Below are 14,025 nucleotides of genomic sequence, written 5' to 3'. Positions count from 1 at the left end.
CCTATGTTCAAAGGCTGTCATTGTTCTCCTCAACCAATTTGGTGTAAATAACAGTCCGTTCAGCCCGTTCTGTTGTCTCGGTGTCATAGTCCCCGCTGCAGGTAATGAGGTTGAGGGTGCTAGCAAACGAGAAGCCGAAGATCTCTTCAATTGGTGCATCCAGACGAGGGAATGTTTTTTGGTCGTATACTTCGAAGGTCAGTGTCTGGCCATCAGTACCCGTCACGATGATCTTGTCGCCTTTTTTCACTTTGTGAAGTTCATAGAAAACAGCAGGGCTTGTCAGATCATCTACATGTCCAGCGAGGACAGCGTTTCCGGGAGCTCCTGGCAATGTTCCGGGTTCGTACCAGCCGACATTGTCAGGATTCTTCGGGACATCCATGCGCCCATCTTTCAAGGTGCCTACTTCTTCAATCTTGGTTTTAACATTAATCGCAGGAATTTCAATTGTGGCAGGAACGATGCCACTGCGGTTATCTTTGATGATCTCAATCTTGGATTCTGAGGAAACACTGGACATGGATTGCTCTTTGATCGGAGCCTGAGTTACTTCCGTTGTTTCAGCACCCGGCTGGCTTGAGCAGCCTGTCATAATCAGTGCAACAACTATTGTATAAAGTTTTTTCAAGAGAATCACCTCAGTAAAAAGGCAGAAGAGAGAAGGGGAAGTGCCTTCTCTCAATCTGGCTTTTTATTTTTTGTCAGCAGCAAGACGTCTCATGGTTACGAAGCCTGCAGCTGCTAGAGCTAGAATGGCTGAAATCAGGATTGCCTCAAAAGGTAGTCCTTGAGCAGCGGTGCCGCCCATCCCTGTTTTAGGCATTTCAGAAGGCATTTCTGCTTTGAACTTATCAGGAAACTGGTCAACGATGGCTCCCGAAAGTCCTTTTGATGTTTCAAACATGTGGCCATAAGCTTCCCTTACAGCAGGGTAGGTGCTGGCGTAATCTTCAGACGTGTAGGTATCGAAAGCTTTGATCAACTGGTCTACGTGCATTTGCAATCCTTCTGCCAGGTCATCTGCTTTCAGTCTGCCATCAGTTGCAGTCTCGAGGAACTTGGCAAAGGAATCCTTATACTGGGCAAGGGCGGTAAGGGCTGCTTTTTTCGCTTCTTCATCATTTGCTCCGTTTGCTTTTACATAACTGACAAAATGCCCGATGTGTTCGGCCCACATCTGTTTGAATTGTTCGCCTGCTTCATCGCCATATACAGAGGCAATCGCTGCACTCAAATCTTCCGTATTGGCAGAAAGAGCCGCGGCTGACGCATCAAAATCCTTTGAGCCGTCAATGCCGTTCTGCATCGCTGTGACTGCCAGACCAGCATGTTCTGAAAGCAGGTAATTTAGATCGGAGCGTAAATCAGCGGCAGGCGTGACAGCCTTGTGGTTTTCAAATTTGTCCGGGAATTGCATGACAATCGCATTGGAAAGCCCTTTGCTCACCATGTACATATGGTGGATCGCTTCACGTTCATATTCATATGCCTTTTCATAATCCCCTGCAACGTAGGCATTGAAGGCGCCGACCAGCTGGTCCACGTGCATCTGCAGTCCTTCAGCCAGGGCATCCGCTTCCAGGCGTTTTTCAGTTGCGGTGGAGAGGAAGTTCGAGAAGTCTTCCTTGTATTGCGCCAGTTCATCAAGGGCTGCTTTCTTTGCTGCTTCATCGTTCCCTGCAGTTCCTTTTACATAATCCACAAAGAAACCGATGTGGGCGGACCACATTTCCTTGAATTTCGCACCTGCTTCGTCTCCGTATACAGAGGCAATCGCAGCGCTTAGATCTTCCGTGTTTCCTTGAAGGGCCGCGGCGGATTGTTCAAAGTCCTTCGAGCCATCGACACCTTTACGCATCGTTTCAACGGCTAAGTACACGTGTTCACTAAGGAGCTGGTCAAGGGTAGCTCTTAAATCGACTGCTGAATCGGATACTGTAGGAGTTGCGTGATCATGGGCTGCTGCCGAGTTTGCTGCAACAGGAAGTAAGAGGGATAAGCTGAGTGGTACGGCAATCGCTGCTTTTTTAATATTCATTATGAAATCTCTCCTTTGTTTTTGGTTTTCACTATGCTAACGGGAGAAATTTTAGGATGGATCACTTTTTTTGAAAAAAAAGAAAAAACCTGACACGGAGCAATGTCCAAGTCAGGTTTCAAAAAAATTATTATAGCTGTGAAGCTAACACAATATCACCCTTTGGCTGCTGGCTATCAGGAGTCGGTTCGAGTGTAACTGCGATGGTCGTCCAATTGTGCTCACCTTCGTAATTAACCGAGTAAGTGACGGCACCTTTTCCGTCAGAGTTGGTGCGGAAAGTTCCTGCCCTGAACTTTTCGCCTGCTTCATCAATGAGCCAAACCTGGTAGGCTTCATTGCCGGTTAAAGGCTTGAGGTTGCTTGCCTGGACAACTAGGGCCATTCCTTCTTCTTTTTTGATCATGGCTGCTTCAGCGTTTCCTTCGTAACCTTCTGAAACCGCCAATTGAACCTGCTTTACGATTTCATCTGTTCCTTCCCGTGGACTTTCGCTGAGCTCCTGGTCGGATTGGTTCAAATAAAAGTACGCGTTAGCCGATAAGGAAAAAAGCAATGACGCGGCCAGAAGAGGCTGAAGCCATCTGTAACTCCGGCGGTTGGTTTCCTTTATTTCTGTTGGTTTATCCATTCCCTCAGGTACTTCACTTTCTCCATCTTCTTCAAAAACGGAAGCAAGGATTCGGTCCTTCATTCCTGAATTCGGCTCGATCAGTTCTGCTGAAAAAGGAAGGTCTGCTGTCAGCATAGTCAGTTCCTCCAGCTCCTCACGGCAATCTTTGCATGTGGCTAAATGATTCACGAATAACGATTTTTCCTCATCACTCAGTGTGTTATTAAAATAATCCAGTAAACATTCACATGTCTTATGATCGGTCATAGCTATGATCCCTCCCTTCCCTGATTCCGCCTATTGTTTTATGGAGATGCTTAAGAGCCAATCGTATTCGTCCTTTTACCGTCCCAAGAGGGATTTGGAATGTATCCGCAATTTTTTGCTGTGAAAGTCCTTTAAAATAAAAAAGCTCCACGATTTGCTGCTGCTCTTCAGCCAATTGATTGATGGCCTCCCGGATTTCACTGCGCTTTTCTTTCCACTCTGCCAACTCTTCTACCGAAGGTTCTGTAGATTTCAATGCATCGCGGTCCTCAAGCTCGACATGGTTCTCATCTTTTTTACGAAGACAATCAATCGAAGCATATCGGGTAACGGTCAAAATCCAAGAAGAAAATTTCCCTTTCGTTTCATCATACATTCCGGGTTTCGTCCATAGTTTGAGGAAAACATCTTGCACGATTTCCTCTGACAGATCACGCCTGCCTGTCATCCTGTATGCGAACGAAAACAGAAGCTTTTCATATCGGTCATATAAGAGTTCAAGTGCCCGTTTATCTTTTGCCTGCAAACGTGCATAAAGCTCGATATCATGTTCGCTCATCTCTTTCTCCTTCTATATGTATTTTGTAACATCATAACCTATTTATTTAAAGATGTAATTTTACAGTTTGCTAAGCTAACGATGTAAAGATGAATAAAGATCATTTTTTTTTTGAAAAAAGGGAATTGAAGAATTTTTATAGAACTGACAAATATGAGCAGAAAATGACCGGAATCCAGAATGGAATCTTGATAGGATGTTTTTAAGGGAGTGAGTGGTATGGCGTGGATTGAAGCTTTGCAGAGGGCGATTGATTATATGGAGGAGCATCTGCTCGATGATCTAACGGTGGATGAGATTGCGAAACAGGCGAGTTCATCTCCGTTTCATTTTCAGAGGACATTTGCCATTCTGACGGATATTTCTGTTGGAGAGTATATCAGGCGCAGGCGTTTGACGCTGGCAGCTGGTGAACTATGCAGCAGCGATGCAAAAATTATCGACCTTGCGCTGAAATATGGCTACGACACTCCCGAAGCTTTTACGAAGGCATTCCGCAGGCAGCATGGCATTTCGCCAAGTGAAGCGCGAAAGTATACCGGAAAGCTGAAATCATATAGCCGCCTGGGAATCCAGGTGAGTTTGAAGGGAGCGGAACCAATGCAATATAGAGTGGTGGAACAAGAAGGTTTTGAAGTGATTGGGATCAAAGAGGGATTCTCTTATGAAAATGGGGAAAATCTCGCTGGGATTCCGAAGATGTGGGACAAAGCGAACCAGGATGGAACAAGTGATTTCTTGTTATGTAAAAACAACGGGCCAGTAAAAGGTATTCTTGGTGTCTGCGTGGACCAGGGCAAGGTTCACGAGAAGCAGATGGATTACTGGGTTGGGGCTGCTTATCAAGGTGAAACACCCGATGGCTATTTGAAAATGGAGATTCCTGCGTCCAAGTGGGCGATCTTCGAAGTCCACGGCCCGATGCCAGATGCTATCCAAAATGTATGGAAGCAAATCTTCACAGAATGGTTTCCATCGAGCGGCTACCAGCATGCAGGCACCCCTGATCTGGAGGTGTATACAGCAGGTAATTCGGCTGATCCCGATTACTATACAGAGATCTGGATACCGGTAAAATAGCTTTTTCTGATTATTAATCAAACGTTTGATTAAAGAAATCCTAAAAGAATTCGTTCGGTTTGAGCGGACATAGAAAATGGCGTGGGTATTGTCCACGCCATTTTCCTATTGTGCCAGCTTTTGTTTTTCAAAGGGGAATAATTAGGATTTTAACCATCATATATATGACAGGCTGGTATTCAGGTCGTTCGATAAAAAGGGATTCCTTAATTGAATTGAACTTGGTTGGCCTGGATTCCACTTCATTGGTTGGAGACATAGAAACGATTTCAAACTAAAATAAGACTAGTAAAAATAATGCAATAAATGGGAGAGCTTTTGATGTTAGAAGCATTTATTCATGGATTTATACTTGCACTTGGATTGATCCTGCCGCTTGGTGTCCAAAATGTTTTTATCTTTAATCAAGGGGCGTTACAGACTAGGTATCGGAGGGTACTGCCAGCTGTCATCACAGCTTCTTTATGTGATACCCTGTTAATTTCGGTATCTGTCCTGGGAGTCTCCTTGCTGATTCTGGGTTCGTTTTGGTTTAAAGTGATCTTAATCGGTGGAGGGATTGTATTTTTAGTCTATATGGGATGGACCACCTGGAACAGCGAGCCAAATAATGAAAAAGGTTCGATGTCAAAGGGATTTTCTATAAAGAAACAAATAGTCTTTGCAGCTTCTGTTTCGCTCCTGAACCCACATGCAATCATGGACACTGTTGGGGTAATCGGCACAAGCTCCATCAGATATCAGGGAGAAGAAAAGATAATCTTTGCGCTTACAACGATCTTGGTATCATGGATTTGGTTTTTTGCCATTTCCTATATTGGGAGGATCACTGGAAAAATTGATAAGTCCGGAAAAATCCTGCTGATTCTGAATAAGATTTCAGCCTTGGTGATGTGGACGGCGGCAGGCTATCTGTTTTTATCTTTTGATCAATAAAACAAGTAAAATAAAAGCACAAAAATGGCGTGCCAAAACTGTTGTCAGTTTGCACGCCATTTCATTTTCATTATTGGCTGTTTTCGTAAAGAGTGTTGTTAAAATCCTAAAGCCAATTTTAACGTGATAATAGCCATTTTGTATGTCGGTACTAAGTTTGCAAGCTCTTTTCTCAGCATAAGGGTTAATTGTGTGAATTATCTTAGGTAATTCAATTCTATGTTGTAGACAATAGCAACAAAGTTTGAGAAAAGAGCCTTATTATTAAGATATGCACCCTAATTTATCTCGCGTATTGGGTCCTGAGTGACTTTGGCTGGATAAATCGTTTCAGGGTCTGGCCTTTCCTGCATTCTCGCGGGCAGGCTTTGGATCGAGTGGACGACGGTATCCAACTTGGCTTCAATCCGGTGAAGCAAGTACAGTGTCACGACGATCGGAAAACCCACATCGCTGATGAACGGAATCAGCTGCTCCATTTGCGATTCCTCCTTTCTTGAGTAGTTATACCAAGAGCTGGTCTCATTTAGCAGACCGGCTCAAGCTTTATTAGATCAGTTCATAGTCGGTTACGTTGCGTTCGACGATACGTGCACTGTCAACAGCGACAAGGGTGCCATTCGTTGGCACGAACGCATTGGAAGCGATGATCTGCTCCATTGCCAGCTTTACTGCCGCTGGATCGACTGGCTCTGTAGGGTTATCAACAGTCAGCTTGGCGATTTTGCCAAGGTCGGTAGCGAATTGCAATTCAAGAGTTTTAGCCATGTGTTTCACCTCCTATTAGATTGATAGAATGCCAGATTAGATGATATCGAAGCTGTCGTTACGCTCCACAGAGCTTAACAAGTTTGCGCTCAGGGCGCCAAGAGCCACAGCCGCTTGCTTAACCTGATCAGGAGTCGCATCCTTTTTCACATAGCGGTACGTTTTGCTCTTGAAGATCGGTTCGCCCTTTTCATTAAGACCAGCCTCGAACACAAGCCTCATATTCGAATCCTTCAACATTGCCATTGCCATCTGCCTCACCTCCTTTCACCTTTTATATACAGGCGGGGAAGGGAAAAGGACAGGGTGCGATGATATTTTTATAGAATTGAGCAGAATGATCGATTGCTATCGGACAAACCGGGAGGGGCATCACTGGACAGTGTCCGATAGAAGGGCTGTATCGGACAAATCGGGAGAAGAAGAAGGAAAAAGTGTCCGATAGAAGGGCTGTAACGGACAAACCTGGAGAAGTAGAAGGAAAAAGTGTCCGATAGAACCCCTCTAGCGAAACGTCCCGCGGAATACCAGGGGAAGGTCATTCCAGCAAAAATAAAAGCATCCCTGTTCACGAACCAGGAATGCTTTCACATGTTATAGAAGTGCCTCGGCAATCAGCTTATCGAACTTGCGGATGTCGACGCCTTTTTTCAGGTTGACTTTGATATGTCCTGCCCTTGTCCATAGTTCCACTTCGGCGTTCACATCAAACAGGCTGCCGGCGTTTTCGGTGGACCACATGTTGATGGAAGAGTATGGCAGGGAGTAGATTTCGACCTTTTTGCCGGTAAGGCCCTGGGCGTCCCTGACGATTAATCGCTTGTTGGTGAAAATTGCGCTGTCGCGGATGGTTTTATAGGCGGCGACTGCTTTTTCGCCTTCCACTAAAAGTCCATCGACATCGTTTGGGATCGGGCATTCAGAGATGAATGTCCATGCTAAAATTGCTTGAGTTGCGACCATTTTGATAACCTCCTGAAATAAGTATCTTCCTTTCTTTTATTCTGTCTTTTAATGGGAATACCTTCTCTTTTATGATAAAAAGCCGTTCATGATAAAAACCCGCTCTTGAAATCCGCTCCCATGCTTCCTACCGTATTGATTTAGATTTTGTTTTCGGGTAGTATGGTAATACTATTTTATGGAAGGGTGACTTGGGGCGATGATGAACTAATCCTGTTTGAGAATGAATTGGAATACATCAATTTTTCTGGATAGGATTAGGCCTGCCCTTCTGAGAACTCAATGGTAAATATGGATATGCTGTGGCATGTTCTGTGTTCTTTTTGCGGTTGAAGTGCCTCTCTATCCAGTTTGGAATAGGGGGCTTTTTTATGTCGGAAATGACGCATGACCAAAAAGTGGGCATGGGTGCATTGTTTAAAAATCAGGTAATCCGGACGATTTTGCTGTCGGTGCTGTTTTTGCAGATCGGGATCTGGGTCCGGAATTATTCGATCCTGTTGTATGTAATTGAGAAGACGAACGAAAATCCGATTGCGGTTTCTTTGATATCGGTTGCTGAATTTGCGCCGATTTTCTTGTTTTCGTTCATAGGAGGAACGTTTGCGGATCGCTGGCGGCCGAAGAGGACGATGATCTGGTGTGATCTGTTAAGTGCAGTATCCGTTTTTGCGGTGCTGCTGACGTTGTTTTTTGGCAGTTGGAAAATGATTTTCTTCGCGACATTGGTTTCTTCCATCCTATCGCAATTTTCACAGCCGTCAGGAATGAAGCTGTTCAAGCAGCATGTACCGATGGAGCTTGTCCAGATGGGGATGTCGATGTACCAGACCGTCTTTGCGCTCTTTATGATTCTTGGGCCTGTTCTTGGGACCTTTGTCTATCAGCGTTTCGGGATTCTCGCATCTGTCGGTGTGATGGGAGTTGCTTTCATTTGCTCCGCAGCGGTCTTGCTGATGCTGCCTGCAGACAAGGAAGCAACCGCTGAAAAACCAAAAACGACTCTGATGGAAGAGATGAAGGCAGGATTCCGGTATGTATTGAACAGCAGGGCGCTGTCATTGCTGGGCGGATGTTTCGCGGCAGCAGGTCTCGCCATCGGATTGACGCAGCCGCTTGGCGTATTCCTGATTACAGAAAGGCTCGGATTGCCTAAGGAAGAGCTGCAGTGGCTAATGGCCGCGTTTGGAGTAGGAATGATTCTGGGCGGAGGCATCACAGTTGCGATTTCGAGAAAGGTCCAGCCGCAGGTGCTGCTGGCGATCGGGATGGCTGCCAGTGCAATCGGGTTTATCGGAATGGGATTATCAACCGTATTCTGGCTGACCTTGACGGCGCAATTTTTCTCCGGATTATTTATGCCATGCATACACATCGGAATCAATACGATGATTTTACAGAACACGGAAGAATCCTTCATTGGGCGCGTGAATGGTATCCTAAACCCAGTCTTCATGGGGGCGATGGTCATCACCATGTCAGCCGCAGGATGGCTGAAAACGCATCTTTCTATTGTGTATATTTATGAAACTGCAGCAATTCTGCTCTTTGTTGGCATTATGGTTCTGGTTCCTTTGATGAAAAAGGATCCGAAGGTAAGCCTGGAAGAGGGAGTATAAGGGAAAGGAGGTCCTTTTAAAAAGGGCCTCCTTTTCTTGTGGTATAGGAAATTATAAAATCTATTAGGTGTGGATGACTAGTGTGGATATCTTAATCCAGCTCCAGCGCCTAGCCCCTCGAGTCGCTTCGGTCTGCCCAATGAAGTCAAAGAACGAGTTCACTGGTCAGCCCTCCAGCGCTTGTCGGGGCTGAACGAGGCGCTTGCGCTTTTTGTTCTTAAGACAAAATCCGTTTCTCTCCTACAATCGCCTGGATCGGATCGATGTTCTGCGTGAACTCGAGGGTGCCGATGTATTGGTTGTCCTCGTCGCGCACGGCGAAGTAGCGGATGTAGACGAATTTGTCGCGGACCTTGATCCAGAAGTCTTCGGTGTCCTTTTTGCCTGATTTGAAGTCGCGCAACAGGTCTTCGACGACATGGACGCTTCTTGGCGGGTGGCAGTTCTGGACGGTCCGGCCGATGACTGCTTTGGTGCGTGCGAAGATTCGTTCTTTTCCATGTGAAAAATAACGGACAACATCATCCTGGTCGATGAAGGTGATATCGACTGGCAGATGGTTCAGCAGCAATTCGAGCTGCTTCAGGGAAAGGATTCCCGTTTCCATTTTAATATAGCCTTCAGAAATGGCGTCTGTGTCGATGTGTTTCCTGGCAGGTTTCCATTCTTCTTCGGGGGCGGTCAGGCAATAGCCGATCTCATCGCTTTCGCGGGCGGTTTTTACCCATTCATCCTCCGTAAAGTTTTGCAAAGCCATTGGGAAGAGGATGTTTTCTTCTCTGTAAATCATTTCGTTTACTTCTTTGAAAACAAACTGGACTTCTTCGATGACGGCGTTTTTATCGCCATCATAACTTGCCAGTTTTTGCTTTGCCAGCTTGATTCCGTCACGGATGAAGTCGTCGATCCTCCACATATTCGTCGTCGGCCCGTAGATCCCGTACTTTTCCAGGTAGGGAAAGATCAGGTTTTCCTTGCGGCTGTAATGCTTGTCGATGTCGTAGAGAAGGCTGCAATCCTCAAGTAGGAGATGGATATTCTCGGTGCTGTCTTCTATGGCAAATTGTTCAAGATGAACTCGAAGTCTATTTTGCAAAAGCTGCTCAATCTCACGGTTTTCCATCTCGAAGGTATGAACCGGATGTCCTGGCTGATGCTCCGGCCCGTTCATCGAGTAGGTCTGTTCAATCGCCCCTTTAAACATCTCGGAATGAGCGGAATAGATCCGCTGCATCTCTGCCACTGACAAATCACCTTCAGCGAGATCAACGTGCTCGAGTCCGGCAATTTCATCGATCGTTATTTTTCCGATAAAAGCATCAAAATGGGCTTTGACTTCATTCACATTTTTACCATCATGCAAATCTTTGAAAAGCTGCTTTAACATCACCTTGCGTTTTTCAGGATCCATTGCTTTCAACTCACGGTTATTTATCATTTCACTCATGTTCAAGCTCCTCCCAGAGTGTGTATAGGATGCAGTTAATCATGTTTCATATCGTAAAAATAACATTTATCCAAACACGAAGTAGTGATGCAAATCATTCCTTTTAAAAATATTCACCTTAGGATAAAAAAAAGAAAGGACCCTGGGAAATTTCCCGGGGTCCTCAAAATAATTTATGCTGCCTCAGATTCTTTAGAATGCACTTGCTTCATAAATTCATTAACATCTGATGGTACTTTGCGATCGAGCTTCGAGACAATGTAGACGGACAGGAATCCGATTGGGACGGTGATGATTCCCGGTACGTTGAATTGAAGCAGTTCCGGCAGGGTGGTCTTGAAGAAAATCATGTACATGGATGCGACGAGGCCGATGACAAGGCCGGCAATTGCTCCTTTTTCCGTCATTCCCCTCCACCAGATGCCAAGGATGAAGATTGGTGTGAACGTACTTGCCGCTACCGTGAAGGCGAGAGCGACCAGGTGGCCGATGGAGGCTTCTTTTACCATCAGGCCAAGAACTCCGTACAATACACCAAGGACAATGATTGAAACCTTACCAGCGATGACGCGCTCTTTTTCAGTAATGTTTTTACGGAAGAAGGTTGCGTACAAATCATGGGCCAGGGCACCGGAGCTGGCGATGAACAGTCCGGAAAGATTCGAGAAGACAGCTGCGAATGCACCGGCGATGACAAGGCCGAGCAGCCATTCGCCGCCAAGGGCCTGTGCAGTCGAAGGAACCACCATATTGTTTCCGCCGGCAATCAAATCTTTCATGACAGCCGGGTCAGCGTCGCCAGCCAGGAAGATCGAGCGTCCAACTACTCCAAGGTAAACAGCGAACAGGAAGAAGACGCTTGCGATCCCGATGGCCATTAGAGCGGAACGGCGCGCTGCTTTCGCGCTTGGGTTTGTATAGAAGCGCAACAGGATGTGCGGAAGGCCGATCGTTCCAAGTGAAAGTCCGATTGTCATCGAGATGGTTTGCCAGAAGGACGGGAAGTAGTTGCCTGTTCCTGTCCAGACAGAACCGTCGAACGGAATATCCTTTCCATCAGTCGTGAAGCCTGCAGTTCCTGTGATGGTTCCTTTGAACTCATTGATTGATGCCAGGATATCCTGATAGTGCAGTCCGCCCCAGATGGCCGCGCCCACCATAAGGAGGAATGCGCCAAGACGGATCCATAATTCAAGCGCCTGGTTGAGGGTAGTTCCCTTCATGCCGCCGATTCCAACATAGAAAATCATCACGGAGCAGGTAAAAATGATTCCGAATTCATAGCTAGTGCCGAAAAACATGCTCAGGATCTGCGCGGCACCAAGCAGCTGCGGCGCTGCATAAAAGCCAGAAATCGCCAGGACGACAGCCACGGCTGCAAGACGGGCCCTGCGGCTGTGGAAGCGATAGGCAAGAAAATCAGCGACGGTATAGGCACCGAAGCGGCGAAGCGGTCCAGCGACGAAAATCGCGAGCAATGTCAGGCCGATGGAGAAGCAGAATGCATAATATGCGCCATCGTAGCCCAACTGATAGGTGAGCCCTGCAATTCCAAGGAAGGTGGCTGCGCTCAAATAGTCGCCGCCAATCGCCGAGCCGTTGGTGAACCAGCCGAAGCTGCGCCCGCCGACGAAGTAGTCGGAAGCCGTCGCATTTCTTTTGGTCAAGTAGGTAATGTAGACAATGGTACACATCAAAATCATGGTCAACAGGAATTTTGGTTCAAGGAAAGCGGACATCAGCCAATCCTCCTTCCGTCAGTTGGAGAGGCGGATTGTTGTGCTTGATGGTGCTTCAGACGCTTTTCATATAAATTTGTATGGATAAATGCAATGATAAACGCCATCGCCATTGCGACGATCGAGGTCAGGAACCAGCTGTAAGTCATGCCGCCCCACATGCGCGAGAACATGAACTCCCCGGCATACCAGTTCAAAATAGGAATGGACAGGATGAAAACATAATAAAAGAGCGTAAGTTTAATGCCAGTACTGAATTCACTTTTCATGATTTTCTTTGTTTCCGGATCAAGCGGCTCGAGTTCGCTAACATCAATTGTATCAGCCGCTACATAATTATACTCCCGATACTCCCCTGCCAAATATGACTCCCCCTTGAAAATATTTTGCCTGCCGCTGGTAATCATTTCCCTCCTTTAGGCAAGCCGTGATATGATTAAATTGATTTTACGACAGAGAATTGTCCAATGCCTTACAATAAATTATCAGAAATATACAAATATTTAAGATAATTTTTATTTTTATACATTTAGATGAATGTTTGAAAGGGGGTGGAGGCTTTGTATCGCATCTTGCTTTCCGTTGAAGATGAGCGGGAATACCAGAAGCTTGGGAGCTGGATCCATGAAGAATGCAAGGAGAGTTGCAAGCTGGTAGATAACGAGAATGATATACATATCGCCATTATTGAAGTGAACAAATGGCATGATTGGGTAAAAATCCACCGGTTCCGCAAACGGAATAAAGACTGCCGGATCATTCCGCTGCTCGATGCGTCCTTGCTGCACACCTCGCCGCTGGCAATCGAATTCAAGCTGACATACCTTCTTGTAAAATCAGTGAAGCAGCGCGTCTTTTTACGCACATTGAAGCGGGCAATCGATGAAATTGAAACAGAAATCAACAGATTCACAGAAAGCGACGAATTATTCCATTCTATCGTTGTCGATTCGGGTGTGGGAGGCAATTCCCTGCCGTTTAAGGAGTCTTTTTTGCGCAGGCTTTTATCAGGGGATGTGAAGACGGAGGAGGAGCTGCTGCAATCGCGTTTCTTCCTTCCGGGCGAGGCTGTTCCAAATGTTGTCCTGTTCATACAGGGATTCGTCCGCTGTCCGGCTAAGCGGAGGGAGGAAGGCTGGCAGGCACCGGTTGTCATCCAGGAATCTTTTAAAAAGCAATTGGAAGGGCACCAGCTAACGTTCCTATCCTACCGAAAACATTTGCTCATGCTGCTCCAGGTGCAGCCCGAATATGGCTCAATGAAGCATTGGAAAGAGGGAGAGGCCCGGATTCTTGAGACCATTGAGTCACTCGGAAATCAGTACGGGATCCAGCTTTATATTGGTGTCGGTTCCGTTTACCGCGAACCGCTGCTTCTGCACCATTCCTACAAGGAAGCATGCAAGGCGCGGCGGACGTCTCCATATGAAAGGCTGAAGCTTCGCTACTTCGAGGAAATCACGAAGGACATGCAAATTCAAAAGTGCACCGAGTATATTTCCCGGTTTTGTACGGAGGATCTATCCATCAAGCAGGTTGCCAATCAAATCAATCTCAGCGTTCCCTATTTCAGCCGGATTTTCAAACAAGAAACCGGGCGGAATTTCGTCGAGTATGTCACCTTTGTCCGCATGCAGCGTGCGGTCTGGCTTCTGCGCCACACCGACCACACCGTCGAAGCCATTGCCGAAGAATTAGGATACAATACTCCAAACTACTTCAGCGGCACTTTTAAAAAATACGTCGGCCTGTCACCAAGGGACTATCGTGCGACCGAAGAGGTCATTTTTGTATAAATGTCACCAAAAATGACCATTAAGCCCACTATCAAAAAAAGAGTTTTCTTTTGGCAGAAAACTCCTTTTTATTGTATAGCGTACAATGTCAAATACTTTTTTAAGTTTTTTGGGTAACTCAAACACACTTACCGTAAATTCTATTTTTTACCAGTAACAATTAACCAAGTTTATTAAAAACAGATGCCATCTTCTTG

15 protein-coding genes are annotated in these 14,025 nt (G+C 46.1%); 4 read left to right on the top strand and 11 right to left on the bottom strand.

Annotated elements, in window-relative coordinates; all coding sequences use genetic code 11:
• Window positions 1-7: 7 nt before the first annotated feature.
• The 4 genes from ACNAZ4_RS08615 to ACNAZ4_RS08600 all read right to left on the bottom strand — a co-directional run bounded on the left by ACNAZ4_RS08615 (window position 8) and on the right by ACNAZ4_RS08600 (window position 3,480).
• Window positions 8-631, bottom strand: coding sequence for a class F sortase (locus ACNAZ4_RS08615; RefSeq protein WP_415813855.1), 624 nt, complete (start codon window positions 629-631; stop codon window positions 8-10).
• A gap of 63 nt (window positions 632-694) precedes the next feature.
• Window positions 695-2,041: a copper amine oxidase gene (locus ACNAZ4_RS08610; RefSeq protein ID WP_415813854.1), complete on the bottom strand. Its 1,347-nt coding sequence runs from the start codon at window positions 2,039-2,041 to the stop codon at window positions 695-697.
• Between the two features lie 130 nt (window positions 2,042-2,171).
• Window positions 2,172-2,921, bottom strand: a complete 750-nt coding sequence (locus ACNAZ4_RS08605) for an anti-sigma factor (protein WP_415813852.1) — start codon at window positions 2,919-2,921, stop codon at window positions 2,172-2,174.
• Window positions 2,908-3,480, bottom strand: coding sequence for an RNA polymerase sigma factor (locus ACNAZ4_RS08600; RefSeq protein WP_415813850.1), 573 nt, complete (start codon window positions 3,478-3,480; stop codon window positions 2,908-2,910). Before ACNAZ4_RS08600 ends, ACNAZ4_RS08605 begins: the two co-directional genes overlap by 14 nt.
• A gap of 219 nt (window positions 3,481-3,699) precedes the next feature.
• Here ACNAZ4_RS08600 and ACNAZ4_RS08595 point away from each other — a divergent pair, with 219 nt between their 5' ends.
• Complete coding sequence (locus tag ACNAZ4_RS08595) at window positions 3,700-4,560, top strand: AraC family transcriptional regulator (RefSeq protein ID WP_415813849.1); 861 nt, start codon at window positions 3,700-3,702, stop codon at window positions 4,558-4,560.
• Between the two features lie 321 nt (window positions 4,561-4,881).
• Window positions 4,882-5,496 carry a LysE/ArgO family amino acid transporter gene (locus ACNAZ4_RS08590; protein ID WP_415813847.1) on the top strand — a complete coding sequence of 205 codons (615 nt, stop codon included), beginning with the start codon at window positions 4,882-4,884 and terminating at the stop codon, window positions 5,494-5,496.
• A gap of 278 nt (window positions 5,497-5,774) precedes the next feature.
• On the opposite strand, the gene ACNAZ4_RS08585 is transcribed toward ACNAZ4_RS08590, so the two are convergent.
• From ACNAZ4_RS08585 to ACNAZ4_RS08570, 4 genes are all read right to left on the bottom strand, one after another.
• Window positions 5,775-5,975 (bottom strand): YvrJ family protein, encoded by a 201-nt coding sequence (locus tag ACNAZ4_RS08585; RefSeq protein WP_415813846.1) that lies wholly within the window; start codon window positions 5,973-5,975, stop codon window positions 5,775-5,777.
• Window positions 5,976-6,045: 70 nt separating this feature from the next.
• Window positions 6,046-6,264, bottom strand: a complete 219-nt coding sequence (locus tag ACNAZ4_RS08580) for a DUF2922 domain-containing protein (protein ID WP_415813845.1) — start codon at window positions 6,262-6,264, stop codon at window positions 6,046-6,048.
• A 36-nt stretch (window positions 6,265-6,300) separates the two neighbouring features.
• Window positions 6,301-6,516 (bottom strand): DUF1659 domain-containing protein, encoded by a 216-nt coding sequence (locus tag ACNAZ4_RS08575; protein ID WP_415813844.1) that lies wholly within the window; start codon window positions 6,514-6,516, stop codon window positions 6,301-6,303.
• A gap of 342 nt (window positions 6,517-6,858) precedes the next feature.
• Window positions 6,859-7,227 (bottom strand): PH domain-containing protein, encoded by a 369-nt coding sequence (locus ACNAZ4_RS08570; protein WP_415813842.1) that lies wholly within the window; start codon window positions 7,225-7,227, stop codon window positions 6,859-6,861.
• 371 nt (window positions 7,228-7,598) lie between these two features.
• Between ACNAZ4_RS08570 and ACNAZ4_RS08565 the strand changes: the two genes are divergently transcribed.
• Window positions 7,599-8,846, top strand: coding sequence for an MFS transporter (locus ACNAZ4_RS08565; RefSeq protein ID WP_415813841.1), 1,248 nt, complete (start codon window positions 7,599-7,601; stop codon window positions 8,844-8,846).
• Between the two features lie 217 nt (window positions 8,847-9,063).
• On the opposite strand, the gene ACNAZ4_RS08560 is transcribed toward ACNAZ4_RS08565, so the two are convergent.
• From ACNAZ4_RS08560 to ACNAZ4_RS08550, 3 genes are all read right to left on the bottom strand, one after another.
• Window positions 9,064-10,293: a DUF438 domain-containing protein gene (locus ACNAZ4_RS08560; RefSeq protein ID WP_415813840.1), complete on the bottom strand. Its 1,230-nt coding sequence runs from the start codon at window positions 10,291-10,293 to the stop codon at window positions 9,064-9,066.
• A 173-nt stretch (window positions 10,294-10,466) separates the two neighbouring features.
• Window positions 10,467-12,035 (bottom strand): sodium/solute symporter, encoded by a 1,569-nt coding sequence (locus ACNAZ4_RS08555; RefSeq protein ID WP_415814181.1) that lies wholly within the window; start codon window positions 12,033-12,035, stop codon window positions 10,467-10,469.
• Window positions 12,032-12,394, bottom strand: coding sequence for a hypothetical protein (locus tag ACNAZ4_RS08550; protein ID WP_415813839.1), 363 nt, complete (start codon window positions 12,392-12,394; stop codon window positions 12,032-12,034). Before ACNAZ4_RS08550 ends, ACNAZ4_RS08555 begins: the two co-directional genes overlap by 4 nt.
• 198 nt (window positions 12,395-12,592) lie before the next feature.
• Between ACNAZ4_RS08550 and ACNAZ4_RS08545 the strand changes: the two genes are divergently transcribed.
• Complete coding sequence (locus tag ACNAZ4_RS08545) at window positions 12,593-13,828, top strand: helix-turn-helix domain-containing protein (protein WP_415813838.1); 1,236 nt, start codon at window positions 12,593-12,595, stop codon at window positions 13,826-13,828.
• Window positions 13,829-14,025: the final 197 nt, after the last annotated feature.

The sequence above is a fragment of the Mesobacillus thioparans genome, from assembly GCF_965138835.1.
Taxonomy (GTDB): domain Bacteria; phylum Bacillota; class Bacilli; order Bacillales; family Cytobacillaceae; genus Mesobacillus; species Mesobacillus thioparans.
Note: the sequence above shows the minus strand (reverse complement) of the source record. Positions and strands in the feature narration are given on the sequence as shown.